This window comes from Mycobacterium sp. H4Y, assembly GCF_000364405.1.
GTDB lineage: Bacteria > Actinomycetota > Actinomycetes > Mycobacteriales > Mycobacteriaceae > Mycobacterium > Mycobacterium intracellulare.
Genome location: NZ_AKIG01000001.1, coordinates 2,360,162 through 2,377,841 on the forward strand (window position 1 = coordinate 2,360,162; position 17,680 = coordinate 2,377,841).

The 17,680-nt window shown below is 66.8% G+C and carries 14 protein-coding genes; 9 read left to right on the plus strand and 5 right to left on the minus strand.

Annotated elements, in window-relative coordinates; translation table 11 throughout:
* Positions 1-20: 20 nt before the first annotated feature.
* From W7U_RS10315 to W7U_RS10330, 4 genes are all read left to right on the plus strand, one after another.
* Positions 21-1,499 carry an alpha/beta hydrolase-fold protein gene (locus tag W7U_RS10315; RefSeq protein WP_176476829.1) on the plus strand — a complete coding sequence of 493 codons (1,479 nt, stop codon included), beginning with the start codon at positions 21-23 and terminating at the stop codon, positions 1,497-1,499.
* Between the two features lie 4 nt (positions 1,500-1,503).
* Positions 1,504-1,923: a DUF6653 family protein gene (locus tag W7U_RS10320; RefSeq protein ID WP_170320571.1), complete on the plus strand. Its 420-nt coding sequence runs from the start codon at positions 1,504-1,506 to the stop codon at positions 1,921-1,923.
* A gap of 135 nt (positions 1,924-2,058) precedes the next feature.
* A complete protein-coding gene (locus W7U_RS10325) occupies positions 2,059-2,724 on the plus strand; it encodes a helix-turn-helix domain-containing protein (protein ID WP_036429259.1) in 666 nt (221 codons plus the stop codon).
* Between the two features lie 60 nt (positions 2,725-2,784).
* The gene (locus tag W7U_RS10330; protein WP_008257641.1) at positions 2,785-4,917 is read left to right on the plus strand and encodes an Rv1355c family protein; all 2,133 of its coding nucleotides are present in this window, start codon (positions 2,785-2,787) and stop codon (positions 4,915-4,917) included.
* Between the two features lie 40 nt (positions 4,918-4,957).
* Here W7U_RS10330 and W7U_RS10335 read toward each other — a convergent pair whose 3' ends face one another.
* Complete coding sequence (locus W7U_RS10335; protein WP_231504781.1) at positions 4,958-5,800, minus strand: class I SAM-dependent methyltransferase; 843 nt, start codon at positions 5,798-5,800, stop codon at positions 4,958-4,960.
* A gap of 272 nt (positions 5,801-6,072) precedes the next feature.
* Here W7U_RS10335 and W7U_RS10340 point away from each other — a divergent pair, with 272 nt between their 5' ends.
* Both W7U_RS10340 and W7U_RS10345 read left to right on the plus strand, forming a co-directional pair.
* Positions 6,073-7,443, plus strand: coding sequence for a cytochrome P450 (locus W7U_RS10340; RefSeq protein ID WP_008257643.1), 1,371 nt, complete (start codon positions 6,073-6,075; stop codon positions 7,441-7,443).
* 139 nt (positions 7,444-7,582) lie between these two features.
* A complete protein-coding gene (locus W7U_RS10345; RefSeq protein ID WP_008257645.1) occupies positions 7,583-9,448 on the plus strand; it encodes an EAL domain-containing protein in 1,866 nt (621 codons plus the stop codon).
* A 38-nt stretch (positions 9,449-9,486) separates the two neighbouring features.
* Here the strand turns inward: W7U_RS10345 and W7U_RS10350 are convergent, their stop codons facing one another.
* Together W7U_RS10350 and W7U_RS10355 are read right to left on the minus strand one after the other, a co-directional pair.
* Positions 9,487-10,089: a class I SAM-dependent methyltransferase gene (locus tag W7U_RS10350; protein WP_008257646.1), complete on the minus strand. Its 603-nt coding sequence runs from the start codon at positions 10,087-10,089 to the stop codon at positions 9,487-9,489.
* A gap of 84 nt (positions 10,090-10,173) precedes the next feature.
* Complete coding sequence (locus W7U_RS10355) at positions 10,174-10,908, minus strand: hypothetical protein (RefSeq protein ID WP_020822787.1); 735 nt, start codon at positions 10,906-10,908, stop codon at positions 10,174-10,176.
* A gap of 336 nt (positions 10,909-11,244) precedes the next feature.
* Here W7U_RS10355 and W7U_RS10360 point away from each other — a divergent pair, with 336 nt between their 5' ends.
* Positions 11,245-11,490: a hypothetical protein gene (locus W7U_RS10360; protein ID WP_008257648.1), complete on the plus strand. Its 246-nt coding sequence runs from the start codon at positions 11,245-11,247 to the stop codon at positions 11,488-11,490.
* Between the two features lie 82 nt (positions 11,491-11,572).
* Here W7U_RS10360 and uvrA read toward each other — a convergent pair whose 3' ends face one another.
* Positions 11,573-14,491, minus strand: coding sequence for an excinuclease ABC subunit UvrA (gene uvrA, locus W7U_RS10365; RefSeq protein WP_008257649.1), 2,919 nt, complete (start codon positions 14,489-14,491; stop codon positions 11,573-11,575).
* A 133-nt stretch (positions 14,492-14,624) separates the two neighbouring features.
* Between uvrA and W7U_RS10370 the strand changes: the two genes are divergently transcribed.
* A complete protein-coding gene (locus W7U_RS10370) occupies positions 14,625-15,323 on the plus strand; it encodes an MBL fold metallo-hydrolase (protein WP_008257650.1) in 699 nt (232 codons plus the stop codon).
* Positions 15,324-15,345: 22 nt separating this feature from the next.
* Here W7U_RS10370 and W7U_RS10375 read toward each other — a convergent pair whose 3' ends face one another.
* Positions 15,346-15,789, minus strand: coding sequence for a universal stress protein (locus tag W7U_RS10375; protein ID WP_008257654.1), 444 nt, complete (start codon positions 15,787-15,789; stop codon positions 15,346-15,348).
* 297 nt (positions 15,790-16,086) lie between these two features.
* Between W7U_RS10375 and W7U_RS10380 the strand changes: the two genes are divergently transcribed.
* Positions 16,087-17,670: a glycosyltransferase family 39 protein gene (locus W7U_RS10380; protein WP_008257656.1), complete on the plus strand. Its 1,584-nt coding sequence runs from the start codon at positions 16,087-16,089 to the stop codon at positions 17,668-17,670.
* Positions 17,671-17,680: the final 10 nt, after the last annotated feature.

Here is a 17,680-nt window from a genome sequence, read left to right on the forward strand (position 1 = left end):
CCGGTAAACAATAGATCACAATGACTCACGTGACAGCCTCGACGAACGGTGCGCCCGCGCAGTTCCTGGCTCTTAGTCACACCTCGCTGATGCATGGCTGGGTGCCGACGACGATCCAGGTGCTGGCCGCCGTCGTGCTGACGTTGGCGGTCGGGTGGCGGTCGCGTCGCTGGCGCACGGTGCGGATGCCGGTGGCGGCGCTGAGCGGCGGAGCCGCCGCCTACGTGACCCACTGGTACGTCGTCGACCATGGGCTCTCCGAGGAGCCGGCGCCGACGGCGCTGTGGGTGTGGATCGCGCTGACGGGCGTGGCGGCGGCGGTGCTGGTGCTGGGCTGGGGCAGCGCGCGCCGCTGGCGGCGCGGCGCGGGGGTGCTGGCCGTGCCGCTGTGCTTGCTGAGCGCGGCGCTGGTGCTCAACCTGTGGGTGGGCTACTTCCCCACCGTCCAGTCCGCGTGGAGCCAGCTGACGTCCGGCCCGCTGCCCGATCAGACCGATCAGGCGACCGTTACCGCGATGGCCGCCAGCCGAATCCGGCCACCGCACGGCACCGTGGTGCCCGTCGCGATCCCCTCGGACGGGTCGCACTTCAAACACCGTGGCGAGCTCGTGTACCTGCCGCCCGAATGGTTCGCCACGTCCCCGCCGCCACCGTTGCCGACCGTGATGATGATCGGCGGGCAGTTCAACACGCCGGCGGACTGGACCCGTGCGGGCAACGCGGTCAAGACGATCGATGACTTCGCGGCCGCGCACGGCGGCAAGGCGCCGGTGTTCGTGTTCGTGGACTCCGGCGGCGCCTTCAACAACGACACCGAATGCGTCAACGGGGTGCGGGGCAACGCCGCCGACCACCTCACCAAAGACGTCGTGCCCTATATGGTTTCGGCGTTCGGTGTCAGCCCGCTCCGGTCCAACTGGGGTGTGGCGGGCTGGTCCATGGGCGGGACCTGCGCCGTGGACTTGACCGTCATGCATCCCGATATGTTCAGCGCGTTCGTCGACGTCGCCGGCGACTTCTTCCCCAATGCCGGCAACAAGGCTCAGACCATCGCCCGGCTGTTCGGCGGAAACGCCGATGCCTGGGCGGCTTTCGATCCGTCCACGGTGATCACCCGGCATGGGCCGTACCACGACGTCGCCGGCTGGTTCGCGATTTCGTCGGACGGTCCGCCGACGGCGCGCCGGGACATCACACTGACCGACAGCGGCGCCATCCGTCTGGCCGGACGCGAGGCGGCCGCCAACCCCGCCAATCAGACCGCGGCCGCCTATTCGCTGTGCGCGCTCGGCCGCGCGAACGGAATCGACTGCGCCGTCGTTCCGCAGCCCGGCCGGCACGATTGGCCGTTCGCGGACCGCGTGTTCGCCGCCGCGCTGCCCTGGCTGGCCGGCGCGCTGGGCACCCCGGGCATTTCGCGGACGCCGTTGCCCTCCGCCCCGGCCGCCGGCGCCCCGGTCGTCGTTCCGGCCGAACGTTCCAAGACCGCGATGCGGTAGCTCGGTGGTATCCGTTGCGCGCGTTCGGCGTGCGGTCTTCGCGCGGCACTGCCATCCGTGGAGCGCGTGGAGCCGGTGGGCGAGCACGCCGTTGATCCTGGTGCCGGCGTGGACGCGGCGGTGGAGCCACGCGGCGTGGATCGCGCTGTGGCTGGCCGCGAACCCGTTCGTTTTCGGCACGCCCGCCCATCACCGCGCATGGTCGACGCGGGCGATGCTGGGCGAGGAGCGCTGGATCAGCCGCCGCCCCCGTGATGCGGCGGCGTTGGTCAGCGCGGCGACGTCGGCCGCCGCGTTGGGCGCGGTGCTCGCCGCCCGCCGCCACCGGCTGCGGCCGGCGCTGATCGCGGTCGCCGTGCAGATGGCGCTGACTCTGGTGTACTGGCAGCAGATGGTCCGGTATCTCGAGCGGCAGGCGCGGTAGCCTCCCGGGACCTTGTGGGCGAGAACACCGTTCGTCGCCGAGGACGCCCGCGGCCACGTAAGCGCGGTGACGATACGCAGGTATGGTTATCCGATACCTCCGTATCGTGACGCGATGCGGGTGTATTGTCCGGCCGTGGGACCCACCCGGCTGTTTCCGTACGACCCGCCCCCTCCAGCAGACCCTTCGCCCAAAGAGCGGATTCGCGACGCCGCGCTGAGCTGCTTTGCCGTTCGCGGCATCGCCGCCACGACGTTGCGCGCGGTCGCCGAGACCGCGGACGTTTCGATTGGGCTGGTACAGCACCACTTTCGCACCAAGGCCGCGCTGAGCGCCGCCGTCGATCAATACGTCCTGCAAACGGTGAGTGAGGCCTTGGAGCCCGCTACGCTGCCCGAACCGCCGTCCGACAATCTCAACGAGGCAGGGCGGCGGCTGACCACGCTGATGGTCGCGCGTCCCGATGTGATGTCCTACCTCGGGCGTGCGCTCGCCGAGGGTGGCGCCTTGGGTTCGGTCATCTTCACCGGTCTGGTGGGTATCAGCGCGGGGCAGGGTGATCAGTTCGGGCAACAGGGCAAGCTCCGGCCCGACCTCGATCCCGATTGGGGGGTGCTCAACCCGCTCATCTTGCGCATCGGCGCCATCATTCTGCATCCCTACATCGAGCTTTACCTGGGTGAGTCGTTCTTCAGCGCGCCACAGCTGCGTCGGTGGGATGCCGCGGTCACGAGCCTGATACGGCGCGGGCAATTCGTCGAGGAAACCGAGCTGCAGGACAAGGACGTCATCGCCCGGTGAGCGGCCAAACGCAGCGTTAAGACGGCCGGCACGCCGGTCAGGTGCTATACACGAAACACCATGGACGAGCGCACGGTAACCGCGCACAGCGCACAAATTCTCGACCCCGAAGAGCCCGGCGATCGTCTGGTACTGGACCGACTTCAAACCGATCCCACCGTCGAGGTCGTCGACCGGCTCGACGCGCAGCTGGCCAATCTGCGCGGCCTCCACCCGCCACCGGATTCAACCCTCCTCGGCGAGGGAACCCGGTGGGCGTACTACCCGTGGCGGCGCGCCGTCGTTGCGGTGTTGGGGCCGCGGGGGTTTCGGGCGTTACGACTTGATCGCAACAGGAACAACATCACCATTGCGGAACAGGCCAGGCTCAGCTCGCTGACCATTGGCGTCGCCGGCCTGAGCGTCGGGCATGTCATCGCGCACACCCTGGCGGTCCAGGGATTGTGTGGCCGCCTTCGGCTGGCGGATTTCGATCATTTGGAACTATCGAATCTGAATCGGGTGCCGGCCACTGTGTTCGACCTCGGGTTGAACAAAGCTCAGGTGGCGGCGCGCAGGATCGCCGAGCTCGATCCCTACCTGGCGGTGGATGTGCTCGACACCGGAATCACCGCAGACACCATCGATGCGTTCTTGGATGGACTGGACATCGCCGTCGAAGAATGCGATTCGCTCGACATGAAGGTCGCCTTGCGGCTGGCGGCCCGTGACAGGCGTATCCCCGTGTTGATGGCGACCAGCGACCGCGGGCGGGTCGATGTTGAACGCTTCGATCAACACCCCGAACGCCCGATCATGCACGGATTGCTGGACGGGCTCGACGTCGAGCTGGTGGCAGGCATGAGTACCCGGGACAAGCTCCCGCACATGCTGCGATACGACGAAGCCGAGCACATCTCGCCGCGCACCGCCGCATCGCTCATCGAGATCGACCGGTCGCTGTCGACGTGGCCGCAGCAGGCATCCGATGTCATTGTGGGCGCCTCGGCCCTGGCCGAGGCCGTCCGCAGAATCGGACTGGGCGAACACCTTCGATCCGGCCGGTGCCGCATCGACACAGGCTGGGCGCTCGACCAGCTGCGCGAGGTCGACACGGCCCAGCATCGCCCTGCGCGTGACAACGACAAGGGAGACGACCCGGCGGCCCCCGCGGTCGACGACACGATTGTCGCCGCCGCCATGCGCGCCCCCTCGGGCGGAAACAGTCAGCCGTGGCGCATCGACGCGCAACCGACCGAGCTCACCATAAGCATTGCCACAGAACATACTTCGACGATGGACGTGGGCTTCCGCGGCAGCGCCGTCGCGGTGGGCGCGGCGCTGTACAACGTCAGAATCGCCGCCGCCGCCCGCGGGGTGCTCGGCCCGGTGACCGTATCCGAAGACGGCGCCGGGTCGCCGCTGCGGGCCACCATGCACTTCGGAACCGGCAGCGACCCGGCCCTGGCCGATCTCTATGAACCGATGCTCGTGCGGGAGACCAACCGGCATCGCGGCACACCTCAACCGCTCGACGATCAGACGACCAAGTTACTCACCGTCACGGCCGAGCGGGAGGGCGCACGCCTGCACCTGCTCACCGGGCGAGACGAGCTTTCGCGGGCCGCAACGATTTTCGGCGCGGCCGACCGCATCCGGTACTTGACGCCGCATCTGCACGCGGAGATGGTGTCGGAACTGCGCTGGCCCGGAGACCCCGACCCCGACACCGGTATCGACGTGCGCTCGCTCGAACTCGACGCCAGCGACTTGGCGCTGATGGATATCGTGCGCCGGGCCGACGTCATGGCTTATCTTGCGGAATGGGACGCCGGTAGCGCGCTGGGCGACGGGATGCGCGACGAAGTCCTCGCCAGCTCCGCCCTGGCCGTGCTCACCGTGACCGGGGGGCGCCTCCGTGACTACGCCCGCGGCGGGTCGGCGGTCGAGGCGGTATGGATCGTTGCCCAGCGCGAAGGCCTCGCCGTCAGGCCGCTGTCGCCGGTCTTTCTGCATGCGCGGAATGCTGCCGATCTCAATGAGTTATCGGCCGCCTTCGGCGACGAATTGGCCCGACTACAAGACGGATTTGCGCGCCTGATCGCGACCGATCCCGAGGAATCGATCGTGCTGGTCTTGCGCTTGACCTCCGCACCGCCACCGTCGGTGTCCAGTCGCCGCAGCCCGAGCCGGGTCCGTTCTGGGCGCCCGTGATGCGCCCGTCGTGTGACGAGCGAGCCGGGGCCATCGGACCTCAGAACGGTTTCGCCGTGAATCCCCATCGCAACAAAGCCGACTCGCGGCGGGCTTGACGACTCAGCCGAGGGTCCCGCGCGCCGGTCACCGCGCTCGGTCCGCCGCGCGCCCCGTACATCCAGTACGCCTGCAGGTAGGGCACCGGTGTCGAATGACCGCGGTGCATTGCTTGCAGACCCGCTGCGGCAAGCTCATTCGACAGTTCCGCGATGGTGAACGCCGCCGCCTCGCTCGCAATGGCGTCTTGGCGCAGGACGGCCGGCGAGTCGGGGTCGGCTATCGCCAGCATGCTGGGGGCGGCCGCAGGGTCCCGGAGTCGCTGAAAATCGGAAATCCACACTGCGGCCCCACTGCGGCGTTGGATCGCTTCGATCTGTCGAAGGGCGCCGCGCAAGGTGTCGAAATCGGGTAGCTGATGTAAGGTCCACATGCACGAGACGGCGTCCCACGGGGCCGTTGAAACCCGCTCCGGCAACGCGGTGATGTCCTCCCGGCGCAGTTCGACACGTTCTCCGATCCCTTCGGCGTCGAACAGCGCCCGCGCCGTGGACAGCATGTTGGGGGCGAGATCGACGGCTGTGGCCCGAACGTCGGGTCGTCGGCGCAGGACGGCGCTCAACGCACGACCGGAGCCGACGCCGAGATCCAGCAGGCGGCCGCCTGGAGGCAGCAGCGCATCAAGCGCGCGAGCGCACAAGTCGTACACCGCGCACATGCCGGGGTTGGATGCGCCACCGGTGTGGAACTGTGCGACAGACTCCGGATCGTCCACCACCATCGGCTCAGGAATGCGCTCCCGCCCCGGCGGATGCGACCGCTCACGCAAAACGATCCCAGGCATTCGCCACAGCGGCCGAATTCTCTTCACCCTCAACCTTTCATGGGGTCCGCATGATCGATTTCTCGTCAGCTCTGGCGGCAGTCAGGTACCCGGCCGAAGTGTCGCAAATGATTATTAACCTGTCCGCGCAGTCTGCACCGGCGTCCCGTTGAATTTCGCTGCGTCGAAACGGACGTCCTGGAATACTTGTCCGGTCAGCGGGGGCCGGCAAGCTTTCGGCCTGCGCGGTCGTTCGACCGGCGTAGGCAACAGCATTTCCGCAGGAGGTAGGCGTGGTTCAGGCCCTTGCAAGTGACGGCATCGAATGCCTGCCCCTGCCGCCGGTGAATCCGATGCCTTACCGTCAGCGCCTCGCGGCGGTACGGGAGTTCAGCACGGGAACCGAACGGCTGCGTGACGCCGGCGGGCGGGTGACGTCGTTCAAGTTAGGGCCGCGATGGCTGATGCCCCCGATGGTGTTGGCGACGTCTCCGGAGGCCATCCGCGACATCCTCAGCACCAAAGACGATTCCGTGGACAAGACCACTCCGGTCTTCGACCAAGTGCGCCGCGTCATCGGCGCCAGCCTCACCGATCTTCCCTTCGAGCAATGGAAGCCACGCCGGCGCACCCTACAGCCGGTGTTCACCAAGCAGCGGGTGAGCGAGTTCGGCGGCCACATGGAGCAGGCGGCGCAATCGGTGAGCGAAAGCTGGCACGAGGACGCCCTGATCGATTTGGACGCCGAATGCCGCACGATCACGTTGCGCGCGCTGGGCCGATCGGTGCTCGGGCTCGACCTGGAACAACGGGCCGACGAGGTCGTCGAGCCACTGCGAATCGCGTTGGCCTACGCGGTCAGGCGCGCGACGCGCCCGCTCCGCGCGCCGCGCTGGTTGCCCACACCCGCGCGTCATCGCGCGCGAGCGGCGAGCGCCAAACTTCACGCGCTGACACAGGAGATCCTGCGGGACTGTCGCGCCGATCCGACACGAGTCGCGCCCCTGGTCCATGCCCTGCTCGCCGCCGAGGATCCAGAAACCGGAAAACGGTTGTCCGATGACGAGATTTGCGACGAGCTCGTCATGTTCCTCTTCGCCGGCCACGACACCACGACGACCGCGTTGACGTATGCGCTGTGGTCTCTGGGACACCACACCGATTGCCAGAACCGCGTGGCCGCGGAAGTCGCGGCCCTGCCGGATCGGCCGCTGACGTCCGACGACATTCCACAGCTCGGTTACACGGTGCAGGTCATACGGGAATCGTTGCGCCTGTGCCCCCCGGCGCCTACGGGGACACGCATGGCATCCCGCGACGTCCAAGTCGGCGGCTACCGGGTGCCCAAGGGCACGATGCTCATCGTGGGGCGAATGGCCGTACAACGCGACCCGCAGCTTTGGGACGACCCGCTTCGATTCGACCCGGAACGATTCAGCCCGGAGAACTTCAAGGCTCTCGATCGGTGGCAATACGTGCCCTTCGGCGGCGGCCCCCGCTCGTGCATCGGCGACCATTTCGCCATGCTCGAAGTCACACTCGCCTTGGCAACACTCATCCGGGGAGTCGAAATTCGCTCACTCGACGACGAATTTCCGCTCGCGTTGCACTTCACCATGATCGCCGGCGGTCCTATCCGCGCGCGCGTCCGACCGCGCCGCTAACCCGGCCCGCCGCACCTTCCCCGTAGCCACCGAGTCCACGCGACCCCGATCACACTCGGGCGTCAACGTGAGCGAATCATTGCTAGACGCACTAGGCAATGCCAAACGCGGCGCACCGGTTACCGCTACCGTTAAGGCAATGTCGGGCACACTGGACCACCTGGTCACCGCTGCCGCCGCCGAGTTGATGGCGGCCACCGCGGCGGACTCTGCCACCATCAGCGAACGCGTGCTCGGCAACCTGGTTCGCGACCTGGGGGTGGACTTCAGCTTCCTGCGCCACAACGATCACACCATCCGCGCGACCATCCTCATCGCCGAATTCCCGCCGCGTAACGCCGACCCCGACCCGATCGGGTTGGTGTATTTCGCCGACGCCGACTCCATCTTCGCGCGCACCGAACACCTCAAGGTGCCCGAGGTGGTCCGCCCCGAGCCGGAGAACGCCGACTATCAGAACCGAATCGAAGCGGGCACCGGGGTTCCCGCCGTCTCGCTGGCCGCCGTTCCGCTGCTGTCCGGCGACGTCACCACCGGCACACTCGCCTTCGGCAAACTCGGAGACCGCGAATGGCTACCCGAAGAACTCAATGCGCTACAGGCGATCGCCGCGCTTTTTGCGCAGCTGCAAGCCCGCGTCGTCGCCGAACAGCAAATTCACTACCTCGCCGAGCACGATGAACTCACCGGGCTGCTGAACCGAAGGGCGCTCATCGCACACCTCGACGACCGGCTGGCGAAGGGACAGCCCGGCCCGGTGTCGGTCGTGTTCCTCGCCATCGACCGCTTCAAGGTCATCAACAGTCGCCTCGGCCAAGACGCCGGCGACCGATTCATCGAGTCCTTCGCCGCGCTACTACGTGAGGCCACCCGGGTTCCCTCCGTCATCGCCCGCTTCGGCGGCGACGAGTTCGGCGTCGTGCCGTCCGCGGCCATGGATGTCGAGGCCGCCGAAGCGTTCGCACACTCATTGCACGGTCGGGTTCACCAACAGATCCCCATCGACGGCGAAATGCTCAGTCGCACCGTAAGTATCGGCGTCGCGGCAGGCCTACCCGGGGACGAGACCACGTCAGACCTGCTACGGCGGGTCGATCAGGCCACCCGGTCGGCCAAGGCCTCGGGCGGCAACAAGGTCGCAACCTTCCGCCCGGAGATGTCCACAACGGACATGATCCGCAACGACATCGAGCTGCACCTGGAAGGGATGATCGAGGGCGGTGGCGGCGCGCTGGTCCTCCACTACCTTCCGGAATTCGACATGCGTACCGGCGAGATTCTCGGCACCGAGGCGCTAATCCGTTGGCAACACCCAACTCTGGGCCTGTTGATGCCTGATTCGTTCATCCAGGTCGTGGAATCGATCAACCTCGGCGCCAAGCTCGGCCGCCTCGTCATGCGCTCCGCGTGTGCGCAATTCGGACTATGGCGCTCGCACGGTGTCGGGAAGGGCACGGTGCTGCGAATCAACGTATCTCCCGTGCAGCTCGTCACGGCCGGTATCGTTGACACCGTCGCCGCCACCCTTGACGAGTTCGGTCTTGATCCCAGCACCGTATGTCTGGAGATCACCGAAAGCGTTGTGGTCCAAGACATCGACGCGACGCGTCAGACGTTGTTCGGGTTGAAGGACGTTGGCGTACAGATCGCGATCGATGACTTCGGCACCGGCTACAGTGTGTTGACATATCTGAAATCTCTTCCCGTCGATTCACTCAAGATCGACAAGGGTTTCGTCCAGAGTCTCGACACCAACGCCGGAGATCTGGCGATCGTGCGCTCGACGATGGCCCTGGCCGACGCCTTCGGGCTCGATGTCGTGGCCGAAGGGGTGGAAACCGTGGCCGCGGCCGAAAGGCTGCTCAGCCTGGGCTGCCATCGCGCGCAAGGCTTTTTGCTGTCCCGCCCCATCGACAGCGCGGCGATGGAATCACTCCTGGCCAAACGCGTCATCCCGATGAACTTCTCCAGCACGCGGTTTCCTGGAACGGGAAACGCGGTTTAGATCCGCCAGAAAGTGCAGCACGGGAGACGGTCGGGCACTCAGGGGCGACGTTGGAACAGGTAGTAATACGCCGGGGTCTTCCTATCGTCGAGTTCCTGCTCGTCGCCGGTGAATAACAGCGTCCAGCCGGGAGTAAAACGTCGTTCGATCTCGGCGTGATCGATCCCCGGCACGCCGAACCGGCCGCCGGGAGGGAACGCGGCGATGAACAGCCGCGCGTCGGGCGCCGCCACGGCGCTGACTTCCCGGACGTACGCCTCACGGTCGCCGCCACTCATGTTGTGGATGCAACCGTTGTCGACGATCAACTGGAAGCCAGTCCCGATCCCGGACTGACTCAGCTGCGTCACATCGGCACGAACAAAATTGATCGAGACATCGGCTTTGCCCGCTTTCGCCCGCGCCTTTTCAAGCGGTTTCGCGACGTAATCGACCCCGGTGACCTGCCAGCCCTGCTGGGCGAGATAGATGGCGCAGTCCCCGGTGCCGCATCCCACGTCGAGAGCCTGCCCCTTGGGCAGCGCCGGCGTGGAAGCAGTCCCCTCGACCAGATCCCGCAGACCCTGCCCGATCGGGTGTCCCTCCCACGGCGTGAAGCCGACCCGGTAGAAGAACCGAAATCGCGTGTGTCGAGATGCCATAGCCGCAATGATGGCATCCGCGGCAACCGGCCCGACACCACCTTCCCGGTTTTACCGCTTTGGCGGCCAACCAGGACCGTGCCATCAACACGTGATTTCTTCCAATGCCGAAAAGCGGCTGAGGATTTCGGCGTTCTCGGCGCACATCAGCTTGAATTGCGCCGGCTCGGCATGAGCGGAAAGGGTGCGACGGTCCCACCACATCACTTTGGTTCGATAGTTTTCATTCGGATAGGCGGCCGCCGGAACGCGTGCGGCCACGACGCCCCCGGAGGATTGCCACTGCTCCAGCACATGGGCCGCCGCGGTAGCCATCACAAATTGAGCACCCAGCAACGTCATCGTCGGCAGGGCCGTGCGGGCCAATACTCGGGAAAGCGACTGATTGCCATATTCGCGGGAATTGGCCCAGGCGCTTTTCACCTCCACGACGCCGAACGGAAGCCGGTTGGCGATCATATGACGCAGCAGGGAAAGGCCGGGATTGCCTTTCCACTCCACCAGCGCGTGGGAGTCCTCGGGCGAGCGCAACGGCCCCACGACGCGCGTGCCCCCGACCACGCGCCCCTCCGGGTCAAGGGCCGCGAAGAACAGCGCCGTGTCCGCGCCGTCCGAAATCGCGTCCACGTCGAGCACCCAATCCAACCCGTGCCTGCGATAGCTGTGCGCTGCGCCTTCCAGGTATTGATTCCACAGATCGGGCTCCGCCCTCGGCGTGGACGCGACGACCCAACATCCCGTCGCGTGATCGCGCCAGCCGGACCGAACGTCCGACCGCGGGGCATCAAACACTCTTGCTTCGAGCTGAGCCGCTTCCATGGGTTTGCCTCCACCTATTAACCGTGCGAACCGAACTATTTCGTGAACACGTCTTGAATCGTTTCTCAATTCGACTCGCGACAAATAACCAAGGAGATTGTGACATAACAAGCTAATGGCGGCTGTGCAGCGCGGGCGGAAAATATCAACGCGGGCTTGTTAGGCGCCGCACGGGATTTGGCGAAAACGTCAGCTACTGTTCAGTAACACGCGACCGCGGCCGAATTATGGTTAACGCCGGTCGGGGCTAGAGCACGGGAAATGCGAACCGCAGCGACCCCAAGAACTGACAACGGATGTTGCCGATTTCGACCGGGCGCGCAGTACCGTGGCGGCATGCCCGACGAATCCAGCACTGAAGGTTCCGCCGACGCCGGATACGACGACGCCGGTACGCCGACGTTCGAGTCCGTGTGCGACAAGATCGAGGCCCGGTACGCGACGGCACAGGGCTCGGCCGAACTCGACGCGGAGTCACGCGAGGGACGATCGGTCGAGGCCGACTACGACGAGCGCCGTCGCGCGGCGGCCGAGCGGCTGGCCCAGATCCGCGAGTCGATGCGGCCAGGCGACCAGCCGTGAGCGACGCCGGGCGTGTGTCCCCTCAGTGCTCGCCAGATGCCTTGCCCGACAATGTCATTCGGGCCTTGTCGCGAAGGCGGGCTCAGGCGGTGGCTTTACGGCGGCGGGCCGGCCGGCGCGCGGGAGCGCTGGCCGGCGGCGCGCTGCGACCGATGACCTCGGCGAGGAACTTCCCGGTGTAGCTCTCCGGCACCGCCGCGACGTCCTCCGGAGTGCCTTCCGCGACAACGGTTCCGCCCTCGGCGCCGCCTTCCGGCCCCATGTCGACGATCCAGTCCGAGGTCTTGATGACGTCCAGGTTATGTTCGATGACGATGACCGTATTGCCTTTGTCGACAAGGCCGTTGATGACCTTGAGCAACTTGCGGATGTCGTCGAAATGCAGACCCGTGGTCGGCTCGTCGAGGATGTAGACGGTGCGTCCGGTGGAGCGCTTCTGCAGTTCGGCGGCCAGCTTGACGCGCTGGGCCTCGCCGCCGGACAGCGTCGGCGCCGGCTGGCCGAGCCGCACGTAACCCAGCCCGACGTCGACCAGGGTGCGCAGGTAGCGGTGGATGCCGGTGATCGGCTCGAAGAACTCCGCCGCCTCCTCGATGGACATGTCCAGCACCTCGGAGATGGTCTTGCCCTTGTAGTGCACCTCGAGGGTTTCCCGGTTGTAGCGCGCGCCCTGACACACCTCGCACGGCACATACACGTCGGGCAGGAAGTTCATCTCGATCTTGATGGTGCCGTCGCCCGTGCACGCCTCGCAGCGGCCGCCCTTGACGTTGAACGAGAACCGGCCCGGTTGGTAGCCACGGACTTTGGCCTCGGTGGTCGCCGCGAACAGGGTCCGGATCTTGTCGAACACGCCGGTGTAGGTGGCCGGGTTCGACCGCGGCGTGCGCCCGATCGGCGACTGATCAACCCGCACCAGCTTGTCCAGGTGGTCCAGCCCGGTGACCCGGGTGTGGCGGCCGGGGACCAGCCTTGCGCCGTTGAGCCGGTTGGCCAGCACCGCCGCGAGGATGTCGTTGACCAGAGTCGACTTGCCGGAACCGGACACACCGGTCACCGACGTGAGCACGCCGAGCGGGAACGAGACGTCGATGCCGCGCAAGTTGTGCTCGCGCGCGCCGACGACGGTGAGCTGACGGCGCCGGTCGACGGGACGCCGGATCGCCGGCATCTCGATGCTTTCCTTGCCCGACAGGTAGGCGCCCGTGATCGACTCCTTGTTGGCCAGCAGCTCGCTGTAGGTGCCGCTGTGCACGATCTGACCGCCGTGCTCACCGGCCCACGGGCCGATGTCGACGATCCAGTCGGCGTGCGCGATGGTGTCCTCGTCATGCTCGACGACGATCAGCGTGTTGCCCAAACCCCTTAGCCGAGTGAGGGTTTCGATGAGGCGACGGTTATCGCGCTGATGCAGCCCGATGGACGGCTCGTCGAGCACGTAGAGCACGCCCACCAGCCCGGACCCGATCTGGGTGGCCAGCCGAATGCGTTGCGCCTCACCACCGGACAGCGTGGCGGCCGCGCGGGACAGCGACAGGTATTCAAGACCGACGTCGAGCAAAAATCCCAGCCGCGACTGAATTTCCTTGAGCACCTGCCCGGCGATCGCCTGCTCGCGCGGCCCCAGGGTGAGGGTGTTGAGGAAGTCGGCGCAATCGGAGATCGACAGCTCACAGACCTCGGCGATGGACTTCTTGCCGCGATTGCCCGCGCTCAGCGACACCGCCAGGATCTCCGGCTTGAGCCGGGTCCCCTCGCAGACCGGGCAGGGCACGTCACGCATGAAGCCCTCGTAGCGCTCCTTCATCTGCTCGGATTCGGTCTGCGCCATCTTGCGCTGCAAAAACGCCAGCACGCCCTCGAAATCGGCGTAGTACGAGCGGGTCCGGCCATACCGGTTGCGGTACCGCACGTGCACCTGGTGGTCGGATCCCTCGAGGATCGCCTTGCGGGCCTTGGCGGGCAGTTTGCGCCACGGGGTGTCGACGTCGAAGCCCAGCTCGTCCCCCAGCCCGGCCATCATCCGGGTGAAGTACTCCGCGGTGTGGCCCGTCGACCACGGCGCCACCGCACCCTCGGCCAGGGTGCGCTCGGGGTCGGGCACCACCAGGTCCGGGTCGACCTCCTTGCGGATGCCCAGGCCGCTGCATTCCGGGCAGGCGCCGTACGGCGAGTTGAAGGAGAACGACCGCGGCTCCAGGTCGTCGACGGCCAGCGCGTGCCCGTTCGGGCAGGCCAGCTTCTCGGAGAACCGCTGCTCGCGGTTGTGGGCGTCGTGCTCGTGATCGACGAACTCCAGCACCACGATGCCGTCGGCCAGGCTCAGCGCGGTTTCCACCGAGTCGGTGAGCCGCTGCTTGGCGCTGGCTTTCACGGTGAGGCGGTCCACCACGACCTCGATGTCGTGCTTCTCCTGCTTCTTCAGCTTCGGCGGATCGGTCAGCGGATGCACGACGCCGTCGACCCGGACCCGGCTGTAGCCCTGGGCGTTGAGCTTTTCGAAGAGGTCGGCGAACTCGCCCTTGCGGGTGCGCACCACCGGCGCCAGCACCTGAAAGCGGGTGCCCTCCGGCATCGCCAGCACCTGATCGACGATTTGCTGTGGCGTCTGGCGGGCGATGCGCTCGCCACACACCGGGCAGTGCGGGGTGCCGGCGCGGGCGTACAGCAGCCGCAGGTAGTCGTACACCTCGGTGATGGTGCCGACCGTCGATCGCGGGTTGCGGTTGGTGGACTTCTGGTCGATCGACACCGCCGGGGACAGGCCCTCGATGAAGTCGACGTCCGGCTTGTCCATCTGCCCGAGGAACTGGCGGGCGTAGGCCGACAGCGACTCCACGTAACGCCGCTGCCCCTCGGCGAAGATCGTGTCGAAGGCCAGCGACGATTTGCCCGAACCCGACAGCCCGGTGAAGACGATCAGCGCGTCGCGGGGCAGGTCGAGGTCGACGCCGCGCAGGTTGTGCTCGCGGGCGCCCTTGATGATCAGACGGTCAGCCAACGCCGCCCCTCTCAGGAACTATCTGCTACTTTTCCGCAGCCACAATGCCGATCCCGGATCGGAGTTGCGCACGGCGCATTCCATGCTATGTGCCCATACCGACAAGCAGTCTGTGACCAGTAACGTGGCCGCTATGACTGCCCAGGACGGCCCCACTGACAAGCTTGTCGACACCTACACGGGACACGTCGACCCTGGTACCGCGGCCCGCCGGACCCTACCCGGCGCCACGATCATAAAGGCGTCGGTGGGCCCCATGGACAACAACGCGTATCTGGTGACGTGTTCCGCCACGGGCGAAACCCTGCTCATCGACGCCGCCAACGACGCCGACGACCTGATCGGCCTGATCCGGCAGCACGCACCAAAGGTGTCGCTGATCGTGACCAGCCATCAGCACTTCGATCACTGGCAGGCGCTCGACGCCGTGGCGAAGGCGACCGGCGCGCCGACCGCCGCCAACGAAATCGACGCCGAGGCGCTGCCGGTCAAACCGGACCGTTTGCTGGCGGGCGGCGACACCGTGCAGATCGGCGAGCTGAACTTCGACGTCATCCACCTGCGGGGGCACACCCCCGGATCGATCGCGCTGGCCCTGGACGGACCCGCGACCGGCGGGGTCACGCAGCTGTTCACCGGCGACTGCCTTTTCCCCGGCGGCGTCGGCAAGACCTGGCAGCCCGGCGATTTCGACCAGCTGCTCGACGACGTCACCACCCGGGTGTTCGACGTGTATGACGACGCGACGGTCATCTACCCCGGCCACGGCGACGACACGGTGTTGGGCGCCGAACGACCCCATCTGATCGAATGGCGCGCGCGGGGCTGGTAGCGCCGGGCCCGGCGGCAGGCGGTTACGTCGTGGTGTGCACGATCAGGACGTCGGTCTTGGCCCGCCGCGAGACGTTGGCCGGCACCGATCCCAGCAGCCGGCCGGCGATGGTGCTCAGACCGACGTTGCCGACCACGAGCAGGTCCGCCTGCTCTTCCTCGGCGAGGTGCACCAGCGCATCGACCGGCGCCCCCACGATCGGGCGCTCGTCGATGTTCTGCGCGCCCGCCGCGTGCGCGCGGTCCTTGGCGTCGCGCAGAATCGCGTAAATCGGCGCGGTGCCCGAAACCTTGTAGCTTTCGTCCCGGAGGGCGTCGGCGGCCCGGGCGTCCTCATGTTGGGGCAAGTACGCCGAGGCGACGATCAGCTTGGCGTCCGGCCCGGCGATCTGCGCCGCCTTCTCCACCGCACGCATCGACGAGTCCGAGCCATCGGTTCCTACCACCACAGTCCGATAGGCGCCCATTTACCCTCCCAGTTTCGGTTGGTCAGCCAACCCAAGACAGTATCGCGTTTGCTCGATGCAGAGGAGATAGATGAACGACACAGTGTGGCGAGGCGCACCCGCAATTTGCGGCGCCTGGCTGGGCCAACGGACAATATCGATAATGACAAAACAATCGAATGCGCGATTCGGCGACGGAAAGCATTGCATGACGCCGCTTTTCGTGAATACGGGAGCGAACTGCAAATGCGGGGGGGCGCTGTTGGTGACCGGTTCGACCGGCCGCGCCCTACAGTAACAAGCATCATGTCTGGTCCCATGCTCGAGCCCACCCTCGAGCCGATTTTCGAGCCGCGCGCCGGGGATGCCGTCGATAAACCCGTCGCAGCGCGCCCCCGCGGCAGGTTGCTCGACCCGTGGGCGATCGCCCTGTTCGCCACCGCCGTCAGCGCCGCCTGGGCCTGCCGGCCTTCGCTGTGGTTCGACGAGGGGGCCACGATTTCGGCCGCGGCGAGCCGGACCCTGCCCGAGCTGTGGCGGCTGCTGGGCCACATCGACGCCGTCCACGGTGCGTACTACCTGGTGATGCACGGTTGGTTCGCCGTGTTTCCGCCCACCGAGTTCTTCTCGCGCCTGCCCAGCGCCCTTGCCGTGGGCGCCGCGGCCGCCGGGGTCACGGTGTTCACCAAGAAGTTCGCGACGCGCCCGACGGCGGTGTGCGCGGGCGTCGTCTTCGCCATCCTGCCCCGCACGACGTGGGCCGGCATGGAGGCGCGTTCCTATGGCTTCGTCGCGGCCGCGTCCGTATGGCTGACCGTGTTGTTCGTGGCCGCCGTCCGGCGCAATCGGCCCCGCTGGTGGATTTGCTACGCGCTGGCATTGGCGCTGTCGATCCTGCTCAACGTCAACCTGGTGCTGCTGGTGCCGGTGTACGGCGCGATCCTGCCGCTGTTGCTTCCTGCGGGGTCCCGCAGATCCCCGGCCGTGTGGTGGGCCGCCAGCTCCGCCGTCGCGGTCGGGGCGATGATCCCGTTCGCGCTGTTCGCCCATGGCCAGGTGTGGCAGGTCGGCTGGATCTACCCGGTGAGCTGGCATTACGCGTTCGACATCATCCTGCGGCAGTATTTCGACCACAGCGTCGCCTTCGCGGTGCTGAGCGCGGTCGTGATCGTCGCGGCGGCGCTGGCCCGGTTGGCCGGCGCGCCGGCCCCGGCCGGCGACCTGCGCCGGTTGTTGACCTTCTGTGTGGTGTGGATGGTCATTCCGACCGCGCTGGTCGTCATCTATTCGGCCGTCAGCGAGCCGATCTACTACCCGCGCTACCTGATCTTCACCGCGCCCGCGATGGCCATCGTCCTGGCCGTCTGCATCGTCACGCTGGCCCGCCGGCCCTGGCCGATGGTTGGCGCGGTGCTGCTGTTCGTCATCGCCGCGGTGCCCAATTACCTGTTCGTCCAGCGTTGGCCGTACGCCAAGGAAGGCTGGGACTACAGCCAGGTCGCCGACCTGATCGCCGCACACGCCGCCCCCGGCGACTGCCTGATGGTGGACAACACCGTGCCGTGGCGGCCCGGCCCGATCCGGGCGCTGCTGGCCACCCGGCCGGCGGCCTTCCGGTCGCTGATCGACGTCGAGCGCGGCGTGTACGGCCCGAAGGTCGGCTCGCTGTGGGACGGCCATGTGGCCGTCTGGCTGACCACGGCCAAAATCAACAAATGCCCCACCATCTGGACCATTACCAATAAAGACGCCTCGCTGCCGGACCACCAAGCGGGACAAGCGCTCCCGCCCGGAAGCGCATTCGGGCGCGCCCCGGCATACCGATTCCCGGGCTACCTCGGTTTCCACATCGTCGAGCGTTGGCAATTCCATTACTCGCAGGTGGTCAAGTCCACCCGGTGATCGGCGACGG